The sequence below is a fragment of the Endozoicomonas sp. ALC013 genome, assembly GCF_049310205.1.
In the GTDB taxonomy this organism is placed as follows: domain Bacteria; phylum Pseudomonadota; class Gammaproteobacteria; order Pseudomonadales; family Endozoicomonadaceae; genus Endozoicomonas.
Window position 1 is genome coordinate 1 of sequence record NZ_JBLYNS010000050.1, and the last position, 20179, is coordinate 20179.

Here is a 20179-nt window from a genome sequence, read left to right on the forward strand (position 1 = left end):
GCCGTAGCTATGTGACCGGAGTTGCAACGCCGCAGAGTGACTGACAACTTAGTCAGAAATATACGATTTCATTTGGTTAACTACTTAAGACTGTCCTGCACGGCAACTGCTCCTGCGTTGCTTTAGCTCCTGCATCCATGCAGTCGCGGGTTGCGTTGATATCCATACCGTTTGTACTGAAGCGGAGTCAAAGTGCGGTACCCGCACCCTTCGACTCCGCTCCAGGATGAGCGGGGTATACGGATATTAACGCTTTTCTGCACCAGGAGCTATGTGCTGCTCCTCATCGGCCAGGTAACCCGGCTTGACGTGCTCAACCTGTCGGTCCGGAAGCGGCTTAAAGCACGGGCATTCATCTTTGCAGATACAACAGAATGCAGAAGCGATAGTGGCAGCAGCGCAAACAGGTAGGCCGGTAGCGATAACTACAGCAGGTTTGCAGCTGGAAAGAGCACCACCAATAACAGAGGCTAAAGCGGTACTCCCCGCGATAAGGCCTACAGTCGTGGCAGCATCTTTTTTAACCCTGGCGTTACAATTAAGGGTATAGCCTGATATTCGACATCCCTCTGGTTGTGGCTGTGTAGTCACGGGCGGAAGAGGCTTAAATTGATTCATACCATTCATATTCAATTCATTCTTATAAATTAAGATTGTTCGTTTCTGACACAACAAAGCACCAGTGCAGCTAAACGTTGATACCCATACCGTTCGTGCTGAGCTTGTCGAAGTACGGTGGCACCATTCTTCGACAAGCTCAGGAGGAACGGGTATTAACGCTTTTCTGTACCATATTCTTGATTCTTGGTTCTTGGTTCTTGGTTCTTGGTTCTTGGTTCTTGGTTCTTGGTTCTTGGTTCTTGGTTCTTGGTTCTTGGTTCTTGTTTTCAGAAATGCTTAAAATACTCAGTGTTTGTGAGTGTTTTATTAGAGTAAGTTATTTAAAAAAAGTTCCTTCAGAATTATCACCATTTGGCCACAGCAGACATGGCAGTTAACTCCCCCTCCTGCGCTACGCAATGTCACTAGTGCTAAAGTACCAGTAACAGCTCCTCACCGACACTGTAAATCGGACCTGACAACGCCCACATTGAAATGACTGTATTATTGCGACCCAAAGACCTGCACAGACCAAGCCTAGTACATGGTTTCAATGAGTTTGACGTGTACTATCTCCGTTCACCCTGAGCGGAGTCGAAGGGTGCTTGGCACGATCTATCAGAGTCCGGAGTTTCCGCCTTTAGGCCCTATGGGTCCTTCGACAAGCTTCAGGACGAACGGAGTGCGGAGGCACGACAACCCGTCAAACTCATTGAAACCATGTACCAGGCTTGTTGCGTCCGTTGCTTTTTATGTCAACTGACCACATCAGCCAGGAGCTCCTGAACCGGCTTGAAGGAACGACGATGGACGGGAGCAGGCCCCAACTTTCTTAACGCTTCAAGGTGGACTTTAGTAGGATAACCTTTATGCCCTGCGATGCCATAACCCGGCCACTCCCTGTCCATAATCAACATTTCCCGGTCGCGGGTCACCTTGGCGATAATGGAAGCGGCAGCAATCTCAGGAATACGACTATCGCCTTTTACAATGGCTTCAGCACGACAGGAAAGCGCTGGACAACGGTTACCATCGATATAAGCCAGTTCGGGCCTGACCGATAATCCCTCAACGGCACGCTGCATTGCCAGCATGGTGGCATGGAGAATATTCAGTTCATCAATTTCTGCTACTTCAGCCCTGCCCAGTGACCAGGCCAGGGCGTTATGACAAATAACGTCAAAAAGCGCCTCTCGCTTTTTCTCCGACAGTTTTTTGGAATCATTCAAACCTTCAATCGGGCGAGCAGGATCCAGGATGACAGCAGCGGCAATCACCGGGCCACACAGTGGACCTCTGCCCACTTCATCAACACCGGCAACAATAATTCCTGTGTCACTGGCGTCACACCAGTCAAATTGATTTTGCTTCATTGATTCTCTACCCGCTGCCTGGTCTGCTGAATAACTGACATCACCGCTTCATAGGCCAGCCTGCTGGCATCCTGCTTCAGTTGGTGGTGAATCTCCTTAAAAGACTGTTTCAGAGTATCTCTGTACGCCTGATCTTCAATGGCCTTCTTGATCAAAACCCTGAGATTTTCAGGAGTAGCATCGTCCTGTAACACTTCAGGTACCAGCTCTTTGTCGGCCAGAAGATTGGGCAGTGCGACATATTTGACCTTCACCATCCGGCTGATAATGGCAAAACTGAGCGGTGCCATTTTATAACTGACAACCAGTGGCTTTTTATGCAGTGCAGCTTCAAGAACAGCGGTTCCCGAAGCGATCAGAATCGCATCCGAGGCGGCCATAACCGATTGTGCCTGGCCATCATAGACCGTTACGTCCAGATCCGGAAACTCACTGACAATGGGTAGAAGTTGCTTTTTTCGTCGCTCATTGGCACAGGGAATTAAAAAGCGAGCATCCGGGAAGTCTTTCCTGAGCAGGCGGGCGGTCTCAAGAAATAGTTGACCAAGTTTGGCTATCTCTGGTTTGCGGCTGCCTGGCAATAGCCCGATTACCGGCCCACCACCATGACTGACACCCAGGGTATGTCTGGCTGCGTCTTGATCCGGATTCATGGAAATCTGGTCAGCCAGGGGGTGGCCAACAAAGGTCACAGGTACACCATGATCCCTGTAATAGTCCGCTTCAAACGGGAGCAGTGCCAGCATATGGTCTACGGAGTGCCGGATTTTTTTCAGACGACCTTCACGCCATGCCCATACCTGGGGGCTGACATAATGCACGGTTGGAATACCGGCCGCTTTCAGCCTGCGTTCAAGCACCAGATTAAAATCAGGGGCATCAATACCAATAAACACATCAGGCTGATCGGCAATCAGTCGTTCCCGCAACTGTTTGCGAATACCCAGCAGTTCTCGCAAACGCCCGAGAACCTCAACCAGCCCCATCACCGATAACCGCTCCATGGGGAACACGCTGTCAAAACCCTCTGACTGCATCAGGGGACCGCCAATACCATAGCAGTAAGCATCCGGATAATGTCGTTTGATTTCACGGATCAGCCCGGCCCCGAGAATATCCCCTGAGGCTTCTCCTGCAACCAATGCAACACGTAATGATAATCCCGGGGAAGAAACTGCCGACTGCATCACCGGGTAATACCACGGCTTGATGATTTCAGAGAGTCAATCAGCAGTTGAATTTCCGGTAACGGCTCCATACTCTCGAGACGATCAATCGCTTCAGCCGTTCTCAACCCCTGACGGTAAATGATCTTGTAGCATTGTCGCAGTGTGCTGATCAGTTCAGGCGTATAGCCCCGGCGACGCATGCCTTCAAAGTTCATACCATGGGCTTCAGCCGGATTACCACTGGACATGACAAATGCCGGCACATCTTTAAACAGTGCCGTATGGGCAGCACTCATACTGAAGGCACCAATCTTGCAGAACTGATGCACCGTCGTGTAACCGCCCAGGATGGCGTTATCACCAACCATCACATGACCGGCAAGTGCCACATTGTTGGCAATAATACAGTTGTCACCTATAACACAGTCATGGGCCACATGCACATAGGCCATCAGCAAATTGTTATTGCCAATAGCAGTCAGCCATTGATCCTGAATGGTGCCACGATGGATGGTACAACCTTCACGGATAGTATTGTTATCGCCAATCACCAGGCGAGTGGGCTCACCAGCGTATTTTTTATCCTGACACTCTTCACCAACACTGGAAAACTGAAAAATACGGTTATTTTTCCCGATCACCGTCGGGCCCTTGATCACTACATGAGAGTGAATACGGCTACCCATACCCACTTCAACTCCCGGCCCAATATAAGTCCACGGCCCAACTTCAACATCTTCACCAATACGGGCACCCGGTTCGACAATAGCCGACGGATGAACTTTGGCGGTTGGATGAATATCGGCTTGCAACGGGCTAATGGCTTCAACCGCCCCGGCAGCTTCAGAATCAGTAACGGAGAGTGTGTCGCTCAAGATTTTATTTCCTTTCTTGCACACGTAACTTCAGCAGAGCAGACAATATTACCATCAACCACCGCCTCACAGGCAAATTTCCAGATATCCCGTTTCCGTGCCAACAGTGTTGCCCGGAGAATCAGCTGATCACCGGGAACCACCGGTTTGCGAAAACGCACCTTATCCGCTCCGGCAAAAAAGTAGATTGTGTCGCTATCCATCTTGCGAATGTGATAACCAAGGATACCTGCTGACTGAGCCATCGCTTCAATAATCAACACCCCCGGCATCACCGGATGCCGTGGGAAATGACCATTAAAATGCGGCTCATTACTGGATACATTTTTAAGACATTCGATGGTGCCATTTTCTGTATCCACATGAAGAACCCGATCCACCAGCAGAAAAGGATATCGGTGGGGCAGGATCTCCTTAATTACCTCAATTCGTCTCATTCACCTTAAACTCTATAACAGAAAAAGGCTGGACAACCAGCCTTTCCTTTACCGTAAAAATTCTTACCCCAGGAGGCTGACCGAGAATAGCGCCCGTCTAGGCGACCCCGTAGCGAGGATGGCAGAAAATTGAGGATAAAAATTCGGTTTTGTGAGGTGAATAGCGGGGCTATTTGCCGAACAAAAGCGGATTTTTAGACCAATTTTCTGCCACCGCACGACTGCATGGATGCAGGAGCTAGAGCAACGCAGGAGCAGTTGCCGGTAGGGCAGTCTATTCTCGGTCAGCCTCCTGGGTTTCAGTGTACTTATATCAGTCGCACTGCTTCTCCAGCTGTTTAACCCGCCTGGCCAGATCGTCCAGTTGCCGGAAACGAACCACGTTTTTCCGCCACTCACGACTCTCCATAAAACCAGTACCGGAAGAGTAGGAACCAGCCCTGGTAATTGAGCGCGTAATCATGGCCATGCCACTGATAAACGTCCCATCAGCAATGGTCAGATGACCGGCAAAACCGGCGGCTCCGGCAATAGTACAGTTTTTACCAATCTTTGTACTTCCGGAAATACCGACACCAGCGGCAATAGCCGTGTTCTCGCCGATTACCACATTGTGAGCAATCTGAATCAGGTTATCGAGACGGACACCACTGTGTATTTCCGTATTACCCAGGGCACCACGGTCAATACAGGTGTTGTTGCCAATTTCAACATCACTGCCGATCACCACACCACCGATCTGGGCGATTTTGTACCAGCGGCCATCCGCGTGCGCATTACCAAAACCATCACCACCAATCACCGCTCCGGAGTGAATGATGGTCCGATCACCGATGATGACACCATGGCAGACCGTAACATTGCGATGGAGGTGAACATCGGCACCAAGCACGGAGTCGTGCCCCACCACGGTACCGGCATCTATGCGAACACCGGCGGCAATCTGAACGCCTGCCTCAATCACAACATTGGCACCAATGGCAGCGGTCGCATCCACAACAGCGGTCTCATCAACCACGGCACTGGGGTGGATTCCTGCATTGCCACCACGGTCAGTATCGAACAGGGAGGAGAGCCGGGCATAACCCAGGTATGGGTTATCAAGAACCAGGGCATTGCCGGCAAAGCCACTGGCGGAATCCGGGCAGAGAATAACCGCACCGGCCTGAGTGGTTTCCAGATATCGGGCGTAGGCCGGATTGGCCAGAAAGCTTAACTCATGCCCCCCGGCATCCTGAAGGGTATTCAGACCTGAGACCTGCTTATCCCCATCTCCCTGCAGCCGGGCACCACACTGTTCTGCCAGTTGGGACAAAGTATAAACATCAGTCATGATTCATTACTTCATCTGGTTGAGGCTTTCAATGACCTTGCGAGTGATATCAATACTCGGACTGCCATAGATGGCCATCTGACGATCAATGACCAGGTCCAGCTTTAACTCACTAATAACTTTATCGATGGCAGTCTGCAGTTTTGGCCGCAGCTTTTCACGCTCAGCATTATCCGCTTCTGCTTTGTCAGTCTGATACTGGCGTCCTTTCAGCTGCCAGTCTTCATACTTGCGCTGCAACTCCAGCTGACGAACTTTCAATTGCTCGGCGCTCAAAGTCGGTCCATCTTTTTGCAGCTTTTCCTGCATATTACGAACGTCACTCTCCAGCTTCTGCAGAGCAATCAACTGAGGCTTGAACTTGGCTTCAGACTTTTTGGCGTATTGTTTGCCCACATCGGATTCACTTAACACCATCACCGTATCAAGCACACCCACTTTACTGCCAGTAGTGGCTGCATTGGCCAGGGGGGCCAACATAATCAGGGCCAGGAATGCCAGTCTGATGGATTTCAAAATAAATCTCCTGAAAACGGTAAAAAAAGGCATTATAAAGAAAAGGTGCCTGATAGCACCTTTTAATTACGTAAAATTCCCTCCTAAAAGAGGGATTTGCTTAGGAGCCTGTCGGACTTAAGACTGTCCTACTGCGGTTGCGAAAAATTGGTCTAAAAATTCCTGCTTCTTCGTCAAATAGCCCCGCTATTCTCCTCAGAAGCAGAAATTTTTATCCTCAATTTCTCGCAATCCTCGCTACGGACGCTTAAGCCCGACAGGCTCCTTAGAATGGAGTCCCCAGAGAGAACTGGAAGGTCTGGGTTTCATCCCTGCCTTTGGCATTCAGAGCCTTAGCCAGACTGAAAGTCAGCGGGCCAAGGGGGGTAATCCAGGTCAGGCCCACACCAGCACTGTAACGCAGCTCACCCAGGCCCGGCTTGTAGCAATCGACCACCTGTGAGCTGCAGCTCGTATCAAACACATTACCGTAGTCAAAGAACACGCTGGTCCTTAATGAACGCTGATCCTTGACAAAGGGTAAAGGGAATAGCACTTCAACCGTACCCTCAAGCAGCACATCACCACCCATGCTGTTGAAGTCATCGCCGTTATCCCGTTGCGCAGCCTTGGGTCCAAGGGAGTTATCATTGTAACCCCTTACAGAACCAAAACCACCGGCATAGAAGTTCTCAAAGAACGGCATTTCAGAAGTACTGCCATAGGCACCGCCATAACCCAGGCGAGTGGCAAAACGCGCCGTCAGACTGCGGGTAATGGGCTGAAAGTACTGACCTCGATACACCAGCTTATAAAATGTGGTGGATGAGCCCGGAATCGCGGCAGACAGCGATAAGCTCTGGGAATAACCGGCCGTTGGCAGTAGCCCACGGTTCAACTCTGACTGCGACCAGCCCAGCGACGTCTTGATATTGGTAAACTTGCGCCCTTCTGTATCAAGATAATTCAGAATAACCCTGGGAGTACCGGAACCGGTGGTTATTTCCGTACCATCAACCCCAAGACTGAAATTAATGGACTCTGTTTCAGACAATGGATACCCGAAACGAACGTTACCACCAAAGGTGTCAGCCGCATAACTGGAGATGTCCGAATCACTGTAATCGTAGGTTCGATAGTAAATATCATAACCACGGGATACACCGTCAATGGTGTAATAGGGATCCATAAAACTGAAATTATAGAGCTGGCTGACATCACTTTTGTTCAGACCAACGGTGACCTTGTTGCCGGTTCCCAGAAAGTTATTCTGGCTGACAGAACCACCGAGTAACAGACCATCAGACTGGGAGAAACCGATACTGGCCGTAACACTGCCGGAAGGCTGCTCTTCTACGGTGTAATTAACATCAATCTGATCGCTGGTTCCCGGCACCGGCGGCGTTTCAACATTGACCTCCTTGAAATACCCCAGACGCTCTAGCCGCACCTTAGACTGCTCAATCTTCTGGGTATTGGCAGAAGCCCCCTCCATCTGGCGCATTTCCCGACGCAGTACCTCATCATCGGTCTTGGTATTCCCGGAGAAATTAATCCGTCGGACATAGGCTCTGCGGCCCGGATCAACAAAGAAGGTCAACTCAACGGTTTTGTTGCCATGGTCCGGTTTGGGAATTCCGGTCACATTGGCAAAGGTATACCCTTCGTTGCCAAGGCGACGGCTCAGAATCTCTTCCGTGGTAGTAATCAGTCTGCGGGAGAACACCTGCTCCGGCTGGGCCAGCAGCAGCTTTCTTGCCTCGTCTTCAGGAATCACCAGATCACCGGCCAGCTTAACGTCACTGACTGTGTACTTATCGCCCTCAGCCACGTTGACCGTGATATACACACTCTGCTTGTCAGGGCTGATAGAAACCTGGGTGGAGGTAATATTGAAGTTGATATAACCCCGGTCCAGGTACCATGACCGCAAACGCTCCAGGTCACCGGACAGTTTCTCCCGGGAGTATTTATCCGCAGAACTGAAGAATTGATACCACTCGGTTTTCTGCAGCTCAAACAGGTCAATCAGTTCATCCCTGGGGAAGGCCGTATTACCCACAACATTAACATGCTGTATGGTCGCCACCTTGCCTTCCTTGACATTGATGCGCAACTTCACCCGGTTACGGGGCTGCGCTTCAACATCGGCGGTGATCCTGGCACCGTATCGCCCCTGGGCAACGTATTGACGCTCAAGCTCAAGACGGATCGCTTCCAGCGTGGCCTGCTGGAAAATCTCACCTTCCGCCAGACCGGACCGCTCCAGGCCAGTCATCAGATCTTCCGTCTTGATCGCCTTATTGCCCTTGATCTCAATTGCGCTGATGGAGGGTCGTTCAACCACGGCAACCACCAGAACATCACCTTCACGGGCCATACGAATATCATTGAAATACCCGGTTTGATAGAGCGCCCGGGCGGCCCCGGCAATATCCGGTGATTCAATATCATCGCCCACCTCAACCGGCAGGGCATTAAAAACTGTCCCGGCTGAAACCCGTTGAAGGCCATCAATCCGGATATCTGAGACGACGAAGGCCTGGGCAGCAGGCGCGATGGCTAAAGAGCCAATCAGCAGAGACAACAGTGATCGCTTCATGGAATCCGTTCTTATCCGTGTTCATTTCGCATTAACGTGAAAAACATGCTCTTCAATTTCCACATCGCTATTCATGACGCGCAGAGCGCAAAGTGCTTTTCTTTCATTGGAAGAGTCGGCTCAGGTCGTTATACATGGCCAGCATCATTACTCCGACAACAAAGGTTACCCCGATTTTCAAACCCAGTGTCTGGATTTTCTCGGAAAGCGGCTTGCCCCTGACCATTTCAACGAGGTAGAAAAGCAGATGACCGCCATCCAGCACGGGTATGGGGAGCAGGTTCAACACCCCCAGGCTGACGCTCAACATGGCCAGAAAATAGAGAAAATTTTCCAGCCCAGACTCAAGCGACGCGCCAGCCACTTTAGCAATGGTTATCGGACCGCTCAAGTTTTTCACGGAAACAAGCCCGACAACCATCTTCCAGAGGGATTCCAGGGTCATGCTGGTCAGTGACCAGGTCGCCTGGGCACCTTTTACCAGCGAATCAATCGGCCCAAACTGTAAATGACGAATCATCGTTTCTGGCCAGGAAACCTGCTGGACACCTGCACCGATAAAACCGGTTGTCACCCCATCAGTGGATCGACTGCCCGGGGTCAACGGCATTTCCTGACTGACGCCATCCCGCTCAACCAGCAATTGCAACGTTAGACCGGCATTGTCACGAATCAGTTCAACAAAGTGCATCCAGTCAATGACGGTTTCGCCATTAACCTGCAGGATTTTATCACCCGACTCCAGACCATCTCTTGCTGCCGCCCCATCGTCCGATAGCTGACCAATGACTGCGGGGATAACAGGAGAGTAAGGCACAATACCCAGGGAACGCACAGGATTCGGCTGTTCCTCATTAACCAGCCAGTCAACTATCGTGATATTTTTATCCCGCACAGCCCCCTCTGAGGCCTCTCCGGGCTCACCTGCCCGGATAGAGACATCAAGATTTCGGCTCTCACCAATGAAGGACAAAAGTTCCATGTTCACGGCCTGCCAGCCCGGTGTTTCCACACCGTTCACAGCAACAATTTCATCACCGGGGTGAATACCTGCAACGGCAGACGGAGAATCGGGAATCACTTCGCCAACCTGAGGCATCAGGGTACGAACACCCACCATGTACATGAGCCAGAGGGCAAAAATGGCCAGCAGAAAGTTGGCAACAGGCCCGGCAGCAACAATGGCAATCCGGGCAAGGACGGGCTTATTATTAAAAGAAAGGTGCTGCTCATTATCGGGCACCGGCCCTTCCCTCTCATCCAGCATCTTGACATAGCCACCCAACGGTACCGCAGCAATACTGAATTCAGTACCATGACGATCAGTCCAGCGCCATAATGACTTGCCAAAACCCACGGAGAAACGAAGTACTTTAACACCGCAACGGCGGGCCACCCAGAAGTGACCATACTCGTGAATACTCACCAGTATTCCAAGGGTTACTACAAAAGCAAAAATGGTCTGTGCTGAGTCAGCTATCTCCGACAAGAGCGATTCAAAAATCATGCAACACCCTGCATTTGTGAAACCTGTTTCCGGGCCAGATAGCGGGCTTCCCTGTCAGCTTCCAGCACTTGATCTATGTCGCCGACATTCATGACCGGCAAGGTCTGCAATGTGGCATTAATGACTTCAGGTATGCGATCAAAACGCAGTTTGCGTTCCAGAAATGCATCAACGGCAATTTCATTGGCAGCATTGAGCATAGCAGCCGCGGTACCACCGCTGCGCGCCACGTCCTGGGCCAGCTTCAGACAGCGGTAACGCATCATGTCCGGCGCATAGAAGTCCAGTCTGGCAATCTCGGTCAGAGACAGGGGAGCAACACCGGATGGTATCCTTCCCGGCCATGCCAGGGCATGGGCAATGGGTGTTCTCATGTCCGGATTCCCCATCTGGGCAAGTACCGAGCCATCCTCATAATCCACCATTGAGTGGATGATGCTTTGCGGATGAATCACCACCTCCACCTGCTCAGGACGGGCATCAAACAACCAGCAGGCTTCAATAAACTCAAGCCCTTTATTCATCATCGTGGCAGAGTCTACGGAAATTTTACGCCCCATACTCCAGTTTGGATGGGCACAGGCCTGTTCAGGTGTCACAGCGGCAAAACTTTCTACCGGAGACTGTCGGAATGGACCACCGGAAGCGGTCAGCAATATTCGCCTGACCCCCACCCGCTCAAGCCCCCCGTGGTGATTGGCAGGCAAGCACTGAAAAATGGCGTTATGCTCACTATCGATAGGAAGGAGAACAGAACCAGATGCCTTAACCGCATCCATGAACAAGGCACCGGTCATCACCAGCGTTTCCTTGTTCGCCAGCAGTATTTTTTTTCCGGCACGAACCGCAGCCATGGTGGGCGGTAGCCCCGCAGCACCAACAATGGCCGCCATAACCACGTCAACATCACCATCCGCCGCCACCTGGTTCATGGCATCCAGGCCGGATTCAACAGAGATGCGCAAACCTTCAGACTGAAGGTCCGCCCTGAGTTTATTGGCCGCCTGTTCATCCGCCATAACGATATATTGCGGACGAAACTGACGGGCCTGCTCCAGCATAACGTCCGCGTTTCTGCCGGCTACTAAAGAATGCACGGTGTATTGATCCGGATTCCGCGCGATCACATCCAAAGTACTTTTGCCAATGGACCCGGTGGAACCCAACACACAAACCCGCTGTCTGCCGGATTGAGAGCATGATGCAGTCATGACCTAAAATACACCCCTGGTTATCATGACAAAAAGAGTAAATATCGGAACGGCAGCCGTCAGGCTATCAATTCGATCAAGCACACCACCATGACCTGGCAGCAGGTTTCCGCTGTCCTTGACCCCGCGGCAACGTTTCAAAACACTTTCCCAGAGGTCGCCCAGAACGGAAACCAGAACAGTCAGTATGCTCAGAATCAACAACAACACCCCCTGTAAAAAGCTGACACTGAAGAACAACGTCACAAGACTTGAAATCAGCATTGAGACCAGTAAGCCTCCGACCAGTCCCTCCATGGTCTTTTTCGGGCTGACCCGCTCAATAAGTTTTGTTCTGCCAAAACGCTTGCCAGCAAAATAAGCACCACAGTCTGCCCCCCAAACCATCACCAGAAGGATAACAATCAACCAGGCAGAGTCTGGCATTTGTTTGAGCTCATAAAGACCAAGCCATGGAGGCACCAGAGTCAGCACCCCCACCAATAATCTAAGGGACTGGTTCTCAAGCCAGCGCGCGCTCTTGGGATATTGCCTGACAAGGATAAAGGCGACCAGCCACCAGACAGCAGCCAGACCAAGAACCAACGAGGACGGTAAAAAAAGTGTCAGAGCACAAAAAACACCAATAGCCAGCGCATAGAACAGACGTACAGATCGCTGTTCAAAACCGGAAAGGTTCGCCCACTCCCAAGCCGCTAACATAATAATCGCGGCAATAAAGAAGCCAAAACCGGTTAATGGCAATAAAAAAACGCCTGCCAGCGCCACTGGCGCTAATATGACAGCAGTTATGATTCTTTCTTTCAGCACAGTGTTTCAGCCTCCACTTGCTCGCTGGTTTTGCCAAACCGTCGCTGGCGACGGGCGTAGCTCAGCAGGGCCTGCTGTAATTCATTACGGCCAAAATCTGGCCACAGGGTGTCGGTAAAATAAAACTCACTGTAAGCACATTGCCACAATAGAAAGTTACTGATTCGCTGTTCACCACTGGTACGAATCAATAGATCAGGGGCAGGCAAACCCGACGTACTGAGATGCTGTTCAATGGCAAACTCATCAATATTTTTAGCATCAAGCTCACCACGCGCCACTTTTTCAGCCAGTAGCCTCGCAGCAGAAGCGATATCCCACCTGCCGCCATAGTTGGCAGCAATGACCAGGGTCACTGAATAATCATTGGCAGTGAGCGTTTCTACTTCTTGAATATATTTCTGAATTTCAGGACTGAATCGGGTAATGTCGCCAATGACCTTCAGCCGGATGCGATTTTTCTTCATCCGACGAGCCTCTCGCTTGAGAACCCCCAGGAACAGGCGCATCAGGCCATTGACTTCAATGACCGGCCGATTCCAGTTCTCGCTGCTGAACGCAAACAGCGTGAGCACTTCAACACCCTGTTCATCGCAGGCTTCAACCACTTCACGAACCCGGTTAACACCCGCGCGGTGTCCGGCGAGTCCGGGCAGGTGTTTCCGTTTGGCCCAGCGGTTGTTCCCATCAAGAATAATAGCCACATGGCGCGGCAGCCTCTCTGGCGGAACTCCCTGAATGCCGCTTTTTCCCTGTAACAATGTATTGGCCATGGATTAAGACGATCTGAAAATTGGCAGGTAAAAAAAAGTGTAACAGTAGAACCTTGCAGGAGCCCGCCGTAAAAAGCAAGCGCCCACAAAGCATCAAAAGACAACTGACGCCTGAATTATTGCAGTCATTACCAGCAGGATTCTGTCTGACGCCAGCCAGACAAAGGCAATAACCGCAATTCAGTACAGTCAGCCATTAGATCGCCATTAAATCTTCTTCCTTAACAGAAAGATTTTTATCAACTTCAGCAATAAACTGATCAGTCAGCTTCTGCACATCATCCTGACCACGACGCTCGTCGTCTTCACTGATCTCTTTTTCCTTTTCCAGCTCTTTAATATCAGCCAGTGCATCACGGCGGATATTGCGGATAGCAATGCGGGCATTCTCCGCATCCTGACGCGCCTGACGAATATAGCCCTTGCGGGTCTCTTCGGTCAGCGGTGGCAGAGGAATACGAATAACTTCACCGGCAGTCGATGGGTTCAGCCCCAGGTCAGACTTCAGAATTGCCTTTTCAACATCAGGCACAATCTGTCTTTCCCAGACACGAACAGCCAGCGTACGACCGTCTTCAACAGAAATGTTAGCCATCTGACTCAGCGGTGTTTCTGAGCCGTAGTAAGACACCTTAATGCCATCCAGAAGACTTGGATGGGCGCGACCGGTACGAATCTTGTTGAAGGCAACCGTCAACGATTCAATGGTTTTGCCCATACGCTCTTTGGCATCATCTTTAATCTCATTGATCATCATTAACCCCCGTTTACCAGTGTTCCTTCATTACCGCCAACCACAAGATTTAACAGAGCGCCGGACTTGTTCATATTAAACACCCGAACAGGCATCTGCTGGTCGCGCACCAGGCAAATTGCCGTTAAATCCATAACGGCCAGCTTGCGAGCCAGGACATCATCATAGGTCAGCTGATCAAATTTAACCGCATCAGAATGCTTTACCGGATCTTTATCATAGACACCGTCAACCTTGGTGGCCTTGAGAACGATATCAACGCCCACTTCAATGCCTCTCAGACAGGCCGCAGAGTCAGTGGTAAAAAATGGATTTCCGGTACCAGCAGAAAAAATCACCACATCGCCAGAGTTGAGATACCGCACGGCACGACGATGATCATAATGCTCCACAACACCACTCATGGGAATGGCAGACATCACCCGGGTATTGATATTGGAACGTTCCAGGGCATCACGCAGGGCAAGGGCATTCATCACGGTTGCCAGCATCCCCATGTGATCACCGGTGACCCGGTCCAGGCCTGCGGCACTCAGCGCAGCGCCACGGAAGAGGTTTCCACCGCCGATAACGATACCAACCTGTACACCAATCCCTACTAACTGACCGATTTCCAGGGCCATTCGATCCAGGACCCTGGGATCAATACCAAACTCACCTTCGCCCTGCAGAGCTTCACCGCTGAGCTTCAGCAGTATACGTTTGTATTTCGGTTGACTATCACTTGCCGGCATGTTCAGTTTCCGAGTCTGGTTGGCTAAATTACACACATCCCGCAAATGCGCTGCCATCGGGAGACCAGCCATGAAAGCTGCATTCGATGAACCGTCTGGCCGAAAATGATCTGTTCTGACCAATCAGCCAGCGAGTTGATGTGTTCTGACAGTTGACATTCTTGTCCATGAAACTTTCCCATGAAGAAAACCTGAAAATCAACCATCAGCTATGGATAGACATGAAAAGGCCAACCCAATGGGCTGGCCCAGGAGCCTGTCGGAATCAAGACTGTCCTGCGCGGCAACTGCTCCTGCGTTGCCCCGGGAGGCTGTCCGACAGGCTTCTGGTTATTACAGTCCTGCCTGAGCGCGGACTTCAGCAGCGAAGTCCACTTCTTCTTTCTCGATACCTTCACCCACTTCGAAACGTACGAAGCTGGCTACAGTAGCGCCAGCTTTTTTGGCCAGTGCACCAACAGTGGTATCAGGATCTTTAACGAAAGGCTGTTCAACCAGGCTGCTTTCTGCCAGGAACTTGCTGATACGACCTTCAATCATCTTCTCGATGATATTGGCTGGCTTGCCAGACTGCTCTGCCTGAGCCTGGAAGATCTCTTTCTCTTTCTCTACCAGTTCAGCCGGCATATCTTCCTTGTTAACCACCTGTGGGTTAACAGCCGCAACGTGCATGGCGATATCACGAGCCAGTTCAGTATCACCACCTTCCAGTCTGGTCAGAACAGCGATACGGTTGTTACCGTGAACGTATGAGCCAATCACGCCGCCTTCAACGATAGCGATACGACGAACGCCGATGTTTTCACCGATCTTCTGAACCAGCGCCTGACGGGCTTCTTCCAGCTCGCCTTCCATCAGCGCGTTAACGTCAGCTTCTTTACGGGCAAAAGCAGCGCCAACCACCTGCTGAACGAAGTTCAGGAAGTTATCATCACGGGCTACGAAGTCAGTTTCACTGTTGACTTCAACCAGCACACCAAAGCTGGCATCGTCAGCCACTTTAACGGCTACAATACCTTCTGCTGCGATACGACCGGCTTTCTTGGCAGCTTTTGCCTGACCGGACTTACGCATTTCTTCGATTGCAACTTCAATGTCACCCTGTGCTTCAACCAGTGCTTTTTTGCACTCCATCATGCCCAGGCCAGTACGCTCACGCAGTTCTTTTACCAGTGCTGCACTAATAGCTGCCATGGTTGATTCCTCGCAAATTGACAGTCTTTTTATGCCACCAGCAATAACAGCGGCATAAAAGAATAGTTATCTGTACATCGGAAAAAAGGGGGCAAAGCCCCCTTACTCTTTTCCAAAATCGGCAAGCAGCATCTGTTATTTATGCAGTGCAATCGTAAAGCCTGCACCCTGTCATAAGACCAGGTTAATCAGATACTGCCTGGCACCAGGTCTTCGAAGCCTCAGGCTTCTTCAGAACCCTGCGCTTCTTCAGACTTGGGAGCTTCCTCAGCCTTTGGCGCTTCCTCAGCCTTTGGCGCTTCTTCGATTTCTACGAACTCGTCTTCAGCACCAGTGCTCGCACGGGCACGACCTTCCAGAATCACATCAGCAGCAGCCTTCAGGTACAGCTGGATAGCACGGATCGCATCATCGTTACCTGGAATGATGTAGTCCACACCTTCAGGGCTGGAGTTGGTATCGACGATACCAATAACCGGAATACCCAGCTTGTTGGCTTCCTGGATAGCGATGCGCTCATGCTCAACGTCGATAACGAACAGAGCGTCTGGCAGACTGCCCATGTCCTTGATACCGCCCAGGCTGCGATCCAGTTTTTCCAGATCACGGCTGCGCATCAGCGCTTCTTTCTTGGTCAGTTTTTCAAAAGTACCGTCGTCACGCTGGCTTTCAAGATCACGCAGACGCTTGATGGACTGGCGAATGGTCTTGTAGTTGGTCAGCATACCACCCAACCAGCGGTGATCAACGTAAGGCATGCCACAGCGAGCAGCCTCTTCACGAATGATCTTGCCAGCAGCGCGCTTGGTACCAACAAACATGACCTTGTTCTTGCCTTCAGCCAGCTTGCCGATGAACTGCAGAGCGCCATTAAAGGCAGGCAGGGTGTGCTCAAGGTTAATGATATGAATTCGGTTGCGTGCACCAAAGATGAACTTGTTCATCTTCGGGTTCCAGTAACGGGTCTGGTGACCGAAATGCACGCCGGCCTTGAGCATGTCACGCATAGTGACTTGAGTCATGGGAATCTCCTGATTCAGGGTTATGCCTCCAAACACCCCATGTGTTCGACCAGATCATCATCCGTTTAACGGATTAAAACTGGCACCCGGAACCATGTGTCGGTGAATGTGAGATCTTTTATCAACGTTAAGTTTAATGAAGTCCATGCTGCTCAGTCGTGAGACTAACCGCCATGTACCCCATCTTGAAATCGCATCTCGAAATCAAGTGGCGCTTTATACCATACCCGGACAATTTTCGAAACTTTTTCTGCCATCAGCCAAAACGCTGGTTATCTTCTTCCACCGCATCATAAAGTCGCTCCAATATATCCGGAACAGCAGACATAACCCGGTTCCAACTGGGAATAAAGGGACGCTCCATGGGGTTTTCCAGAAAATGCTGACCGGCTTCCATGATATTCCTGGCAAACAACTCAACGGCCCGCTCTTCACTGTCACGATCCACATGCAAACCATTGATCATGGCATCATCATAGTAGGATTCAATAAAGTCCAGGGCCACCCGGTAGTAGGTCGCCTTGATGGTCCTGAAAGTCTCGGTATTAAATTGAACACCATTGGTGGCCAGTTTGCGGAAAATCGCCTTGATGATGTCATGACTCATTTTCGACAGCCCGCGACTGACATCCCCTTCAGACAGCGGCTGATGCTTATGATCATAAATATCCGCAATATCCACCTGACAGAGCCGCTTACTGGAGTAATTGCGCTTAACCTCCGACAACACCCCAATCTCCAGCCCCCAGTCACTGGGAATCCGGATATCGTTAAAGACACTGGTTCTCATGGAGAATTCACCCGCCAGGGGATAACGAAAGCTGTCCAGATATTCGAGATACTCCATCGGCCCGAGAATCTTTTTCAGCGCCCGCAAAAGGGGCGTAACCAGCAGACGGCTGACCCGGCCATTTAACTTATTGTCAGCGATTCGCGCATAATAGCCTTTGCAGAAGTCATAGCTGAAGGCGGGATTAGCAACCGGATAGAGCAGCCTGGCCAGCAGATCCCGCTGATAGGTAACAATATCGCAGTCATGGAGCGCCACAGCTTCTGACTTTGCCGATGCCAGCACATAACCGTAGCAATACCAGACATTCCTTCCTTTCCCTGGCTCTTTCGGGGCCAGGCCCTTTTCAGCCAGCAGGGCATCAACTGCCTGCAACTTTGGCCCATCCTGCCAGAGAATACGGTGATGCTGATCCAGCCGTCCAAAGAAATCCCTGGCATAGGCAAACTGCTCCTGATCAGCGCGATCAAGGCCAATCACTATTTCAGAGAGATAGCGCACCTGGCTCAGCTCTTCGACAATATGCCTCAGAGCAGGCCCTTCCAATTCTGAAAACAATGAAGGCAGGACCAGTGACATGGGACGCTGGCGGGAAAATGCCAGCAGGTCACGCTCCATATCGTCGGTTGACCGAACTCTCAGATTGTGAAAATTGGTAATTATGCCATTCTGATAAAAGTCACCCATAACCCACCTTTCCTCCACTATTGAAAGTGATTTTATGGCTTGCCAAACATATCAAGTATGGCCTGATTCCAACCCTCAGGACCGACACTGCGGGTTTTAACAACATTCACCAGATGACTCACATCCGGTGCCTGGCCATGCTCCGATCGGATAAGCACCGGATAATCGGCCGCCTCCAGCATCGGCAAGTCGTTCATCCCATCCCCAAGCGCACAGGTTTGCCAGGTCTCTTCCGGATATTCCTGCTGATACCTTTGCAGTAATGCCCGCAAAGCCAGCCCTTTATCCCCTTTCCCGGAAACATGATAAAAGCGCCCTCCTCTCGTCAGATGAAGCCCTTGCGACTCAAGCAACCTGACAAACTCCCGCAATTCTGCATCACCATCACGCCAGATCACCGGCTCACTGGCCTTTCGGGTCATGGCTTTACCCGCCTCATCGATTGATAACCCGGTAACTTCTGCCACCTGATCCCCGGTCAGGTCACCAAAGCCGGTAAACCTGAAACCATGTTTAAGCCGGATATTGGATAAAATTCGCCGTATGCTGCGATAAGGCTGACCATGAAAAAAGTGGGTAAGCCCACAGGAATCCCGGAAATAATCCGCCGGGATCGTCGTCACCATGCCATTTTCACTGATAAATGGCTGATCATTCCCCATCTGTCGCTGAATAACAAGCACCTCTTCCAGCGTTTTACTGGTGTTAAAAATGACCGGTATTTCACGCTCAACCAGCAATTCCAGGGCAGGCTGAGCGGCTGCCCAGCCATAATCATTATGATCCATAAGGGAGCCATCAAGATCGGTAAAAACCAGTATCCTCGGCGCTGTTGCTGCCATCAATAAACCATCCACTCAACCAAAACGTTTTTGATAAATGGCATTGGTGGCCTCGACAAAACCACCCATACTGCCACAGTCAAATCGCCTGCCCTGAAATTTACAGGCAATCACACAACCACTTCTGGCCTGAGACAAAATGGCATCTGTCAGTTGTACCTCACCGTTTTTTCCCGCCTCGGTGTTGGCAATAATGTCAAAGATATCGGGGGTCAGAACGTAACGGCCAATAACCGCAAGATTACTGGGAGCCTCTGAAGGCGCAGGTTTTTCCACCATATCCGTCACCCGGATCAAATGCTCATCCAGGGCCTCCCCGGCAATTACTCCATACTTTTCGGTTTCTGCCGCGGCCACTTCCTGTACCGCAAGAATCGTACATCGGAACTGCTTATAGAGATTGACCAGCTGAGCCATCACCGATGGCCCCTTATCATTGACACAAAGGTCATCCGCCAGAATGACACCGAAGGGCTGATCACCTATTAATGTCTGACCACAGGCAATGGCATGCCCCAGCCCCAGCATCTGATTCTGCCGGGTATACGAGAAGGTACAGGCAGACATCACATCCCGGATCGACGACAGTTTCTCCTCCTTGCCACTACCGGCAATCTCCGCCTCCAGTTCATAGTTAATATCAAAGTGATCCGGTATCGCCCGCTTATTCCTGCCATTAACAAAACCGAGATCCGTTAATCCTGCTTCCATCGCCTCCTCTACCCCGTATTGAATCAGCGGCTTATCAACAATGGGCAGCATTTCCTTGGGCATGGATTTGGTGGCTGGCAAAAAACGTGTGCCATAACCGGCAACAGGAAAGAGGCATTTTGTAATCATTCAATAACTCCGTTTATCACTTGATCTTGAATGCGTTAATACAATGCAGTTCCCATGCCAATGTTACAAGGCACAACTCATATCAAGAAGGTAAAGAGTGTGAATCAGAGCTTTATACAGTTGCTATTTCA

Annotated in this window: 19 protein-coding genes; all 19 read right to left on the reverse strand. The window is 50.8% G+C overall.

Going from position 1 to position 20179, the window contains the following annotated elements:
• Positions 1 to 246: 246 nt before the first annotated feature.
• A complete protein-coding gene (locus ACO6V1_RS11175) occupies positions 247 to 627 on the reverse strand; it encodes a hypothetical protein (protein WP_422462448.1) in 381 nt (126 codons plus the stop codon).
• A gap of 728 nt (positions 628 to 1355) precedes the next feature.
• The gene (gene rnhB, locus ACO6V1_RS11180; protein WP_422462450.1) at positions 1356 to 1973 is read right to left on the reverse strand and encodes a ribonuclease HII; all 618 of its coding nucleotides are present in this window, start codon (positions 1971 to 1973) and stop codon (positions 1356 to 1358) included.
• Positions 1970 to 3160: a lipid-A-disaccharide synthase gene (gene lpxB, locus ACO6V1_RS11185; protein ID WP_422462452.1), complete on the reverse strand. Its 1191-nt coding sequence runs from the start codon at positions 3158 to 3160 to the stop codon at positions 1970 to 1972. The genes rnhB and lpxB overlap by 4 nt, the downstream gene beginning before the upstream one ends.
• Positions 3160 to 3942 carry an acyl-ACP--UDP-N-acetylglucosamine O-acyltransferase gene (gene lpxA / locus ACO6V1_RS11190; protein ID WP_422462475.1) on the reverse strand — a complete coding sequence of 261 codons (783 nt, stop codon included), beginning with the start codon at positions 3940 to 3942 and terminating at the stop codon, positions 3160 to 3162. The genes lpxB and lpxA overlap by 1 nt, the downstream gene beginning before the upstream one ends.
• Positions 3943 to 4013: 71 nt before the next feature.
• A complete protein-coding gene (gene fabZ / locus ACO6V1_RS11195) occupies positions 4014 to 4454 on the reverse strand; it encodes a 3-hydroxyacyl-ACP dehydratase FabZ (RefSeq protein WP_422466889.1) in 441 nt (146 codons plus the stop codon).
• Between the two features lie 313 nt (positions 4455 to 4767).
• Positions 4768 to 5787, reverse strand: coding sequence for a UDP-3-O-(3-hydroxymyristoyl)glucosamine N-acyltransferase (gene lpxD, locus ACO6V1_RS11200; RefSeq protein ID WP_422466891.1), 1020 nt, complete (start codon positions 5785 to 5787; stop codon positions 4768 to 4770).
• Positions 5788 to 5793: 6 nt separating this feature from the next.
• The gene (locus ACO6V1_RS11205) at positions 5794 to 6303 is read right to left on the reverse strand and encodes an OmpH family outer membrane protein (protein ID WP_422466893.1); all 510 of its coding nucleotides are present in this window, start codon (positions 6301 to 6303) and stop codon (positions 5794 to 5796) included.
• 265 nt (positions 6304 to 6568) lie between these two features.
• The gene (gene bamA, locus ACO6V1_RS11210) at positions 6569 to 8884 is read right to left on the reverse strand and encodes an outer membrane protein assembly factor BamA (protein ID WP_422466895.1); all 2316 of its coding nucleotides are present in this window, start codon (positions 8882 to 8884) and stop codon (positions 6569 to 6571) included.
• A 103-nt stretch (positions 8885 to 8987) separates the two neighbouring features.
• Positions 8988 to 10391 carry a sigma E protease regulator RseP gene (rseP, locus tag ACO6V1_RS11215; protein WP_422466897.1) on the reverse strand — a complete coding sequence of 468 codons (1404 nt, stop codon included), beginning with the start codon at positions 10389 to 10391 and terminating at the stop codon, positions 8988 to 8990.
• On the reverse strand, positions 10388 to 11602 hold the full coding sequence (gene ispC, locus ACO6V1_RS11220) for a 1-deoxy-D-xylulose-5-phosphate reductoisomerase (RefSeq protein ID WP_422445355.1): 1215 nt from the start codon (positions 11600 to 11602) through the stop codon (positions 10388 to 10390). The genes rseP and ispC overlap by 4 nt, the downstream gene beginning before the upstream one ends.
• Before the next feature lie 3 nt (positions 11603 to 11605).
• Positions 11606 to 12412, reverse strand: a complete 807-nt coding sequence (locus ACO6V1_RS11225) for a phosphatidate cytidylyltransferase (RefSeq protein ID WP_422445357.1) — start codon at positions 12410 to 12412, stop codon at positions 11606 to 11608.
• Positions 12406 to 13185, reverse strand: coding sequence for a polyprenyl diphosphate synthase (gene uppS / locus ACO6V1_RS11230; protein ID WP_422445359.1), 780 nt, complete (start codon positions 13183 to 13185; stop codon positions 12406 to 12408). The genes ACO6V1_RS11225 and uppS overlap by 7 nt, the downstream gene beginning before the upstream one ends.
• 196 nt (positions 13186 to 13381) lie before the next feature.
• On the reverse strand, positions 13382 to 13939 hold the full coding sequence (gene frr / locus ACO6V1_RS11235) for a ribosome recycling factor (RefSeq protein ID WP_209200164.1): 558 nt from the start codon (positions 13937 to 13939) through the stop codon (positions 13382 to 13384).
• A 2-nt stretch (positions 13940 to 13941) separates the two neighbouring features.
• Positions 13942 to 14673 carry a UMP kinase gene (pyrH, locus tag ACO6V1_RS11240; protein WP_422466913.1) on the reverse strand — a complete coding sequence of 244 codons (732 nt, stop codon included), beginning with the start codon at positions 14671 to 14673 and terminating at the stop codon, positions 13942 to 13944.
• Positions 14674 to 15006: 333 nt separating this feature from the next.
• Positions 15007 to 15867: a translation elongation factor Ts gene (gene tsf / locus ACO6V1_RS11245; RefSeq protein ID WP_422445362.1), complete on the reverse strand. Its 861-nt coding sequence runs from the start codon at positions 15865 to 15867 to the stop codon at positions 15007 to 15009.
• Positions 15868 to 16088: 221 nt separating this feature from the next.
• Positions 16089 to 16889 (reverse strand): 30S ribosomal protein S2, encoded by an 801-nt coding sequence (gene rpsB / locus ACO6V1_RS11250; protein WP_422466899.1) that lies wholly within the window; start codon positions 16887 to 16889, stop codon positions 16089 to 16091.
• A 256-nt stretch (positions 16890 to 17145) separates the two neighbouring features.
• Positions 17146 to 18366: a glycosyl transferase gene (locus ACO6V1_RS11255; protein ID WP_422466901.1), complete on the reverse strand. Its 1221-nt coding sequence runs from the start codon at positions 18364 to 18366 to the stop codon at positions 17146 to 17148.
• Positions 18367 to 18398: 32 nt separating this feature from the next.
• Positions 18399 to 19208 carry an HAD-IIB family hydrolase gene (locus ACO6V1_RS11260; protein WP_422445368.1) on the reverse strand — a complete coding sequence of 270 codons (810 nt, stop codon included), beginning with the start codon at positions 19206 to 19208 and terminating at the stop codon, positions 18399 to 18401.
• A 15-nt stretch (positions 19209 to 19223) separates the two neighbouring features.
• Positions 19224 to 20048: a UTP--glucose-1-phosphate uridylyltransferase GalU gene (gene galU, locus ACO6V1_RS11265; protein ID WP_422445370.1), complete on the reverse strand. Its 825-nt coding sequence runs from the start codon at positions 20046 to 20048 to the stop codon at positions 19224 to 19226.
• Positions 20049 to 20179: the final 131 nt, after the last annotated feature.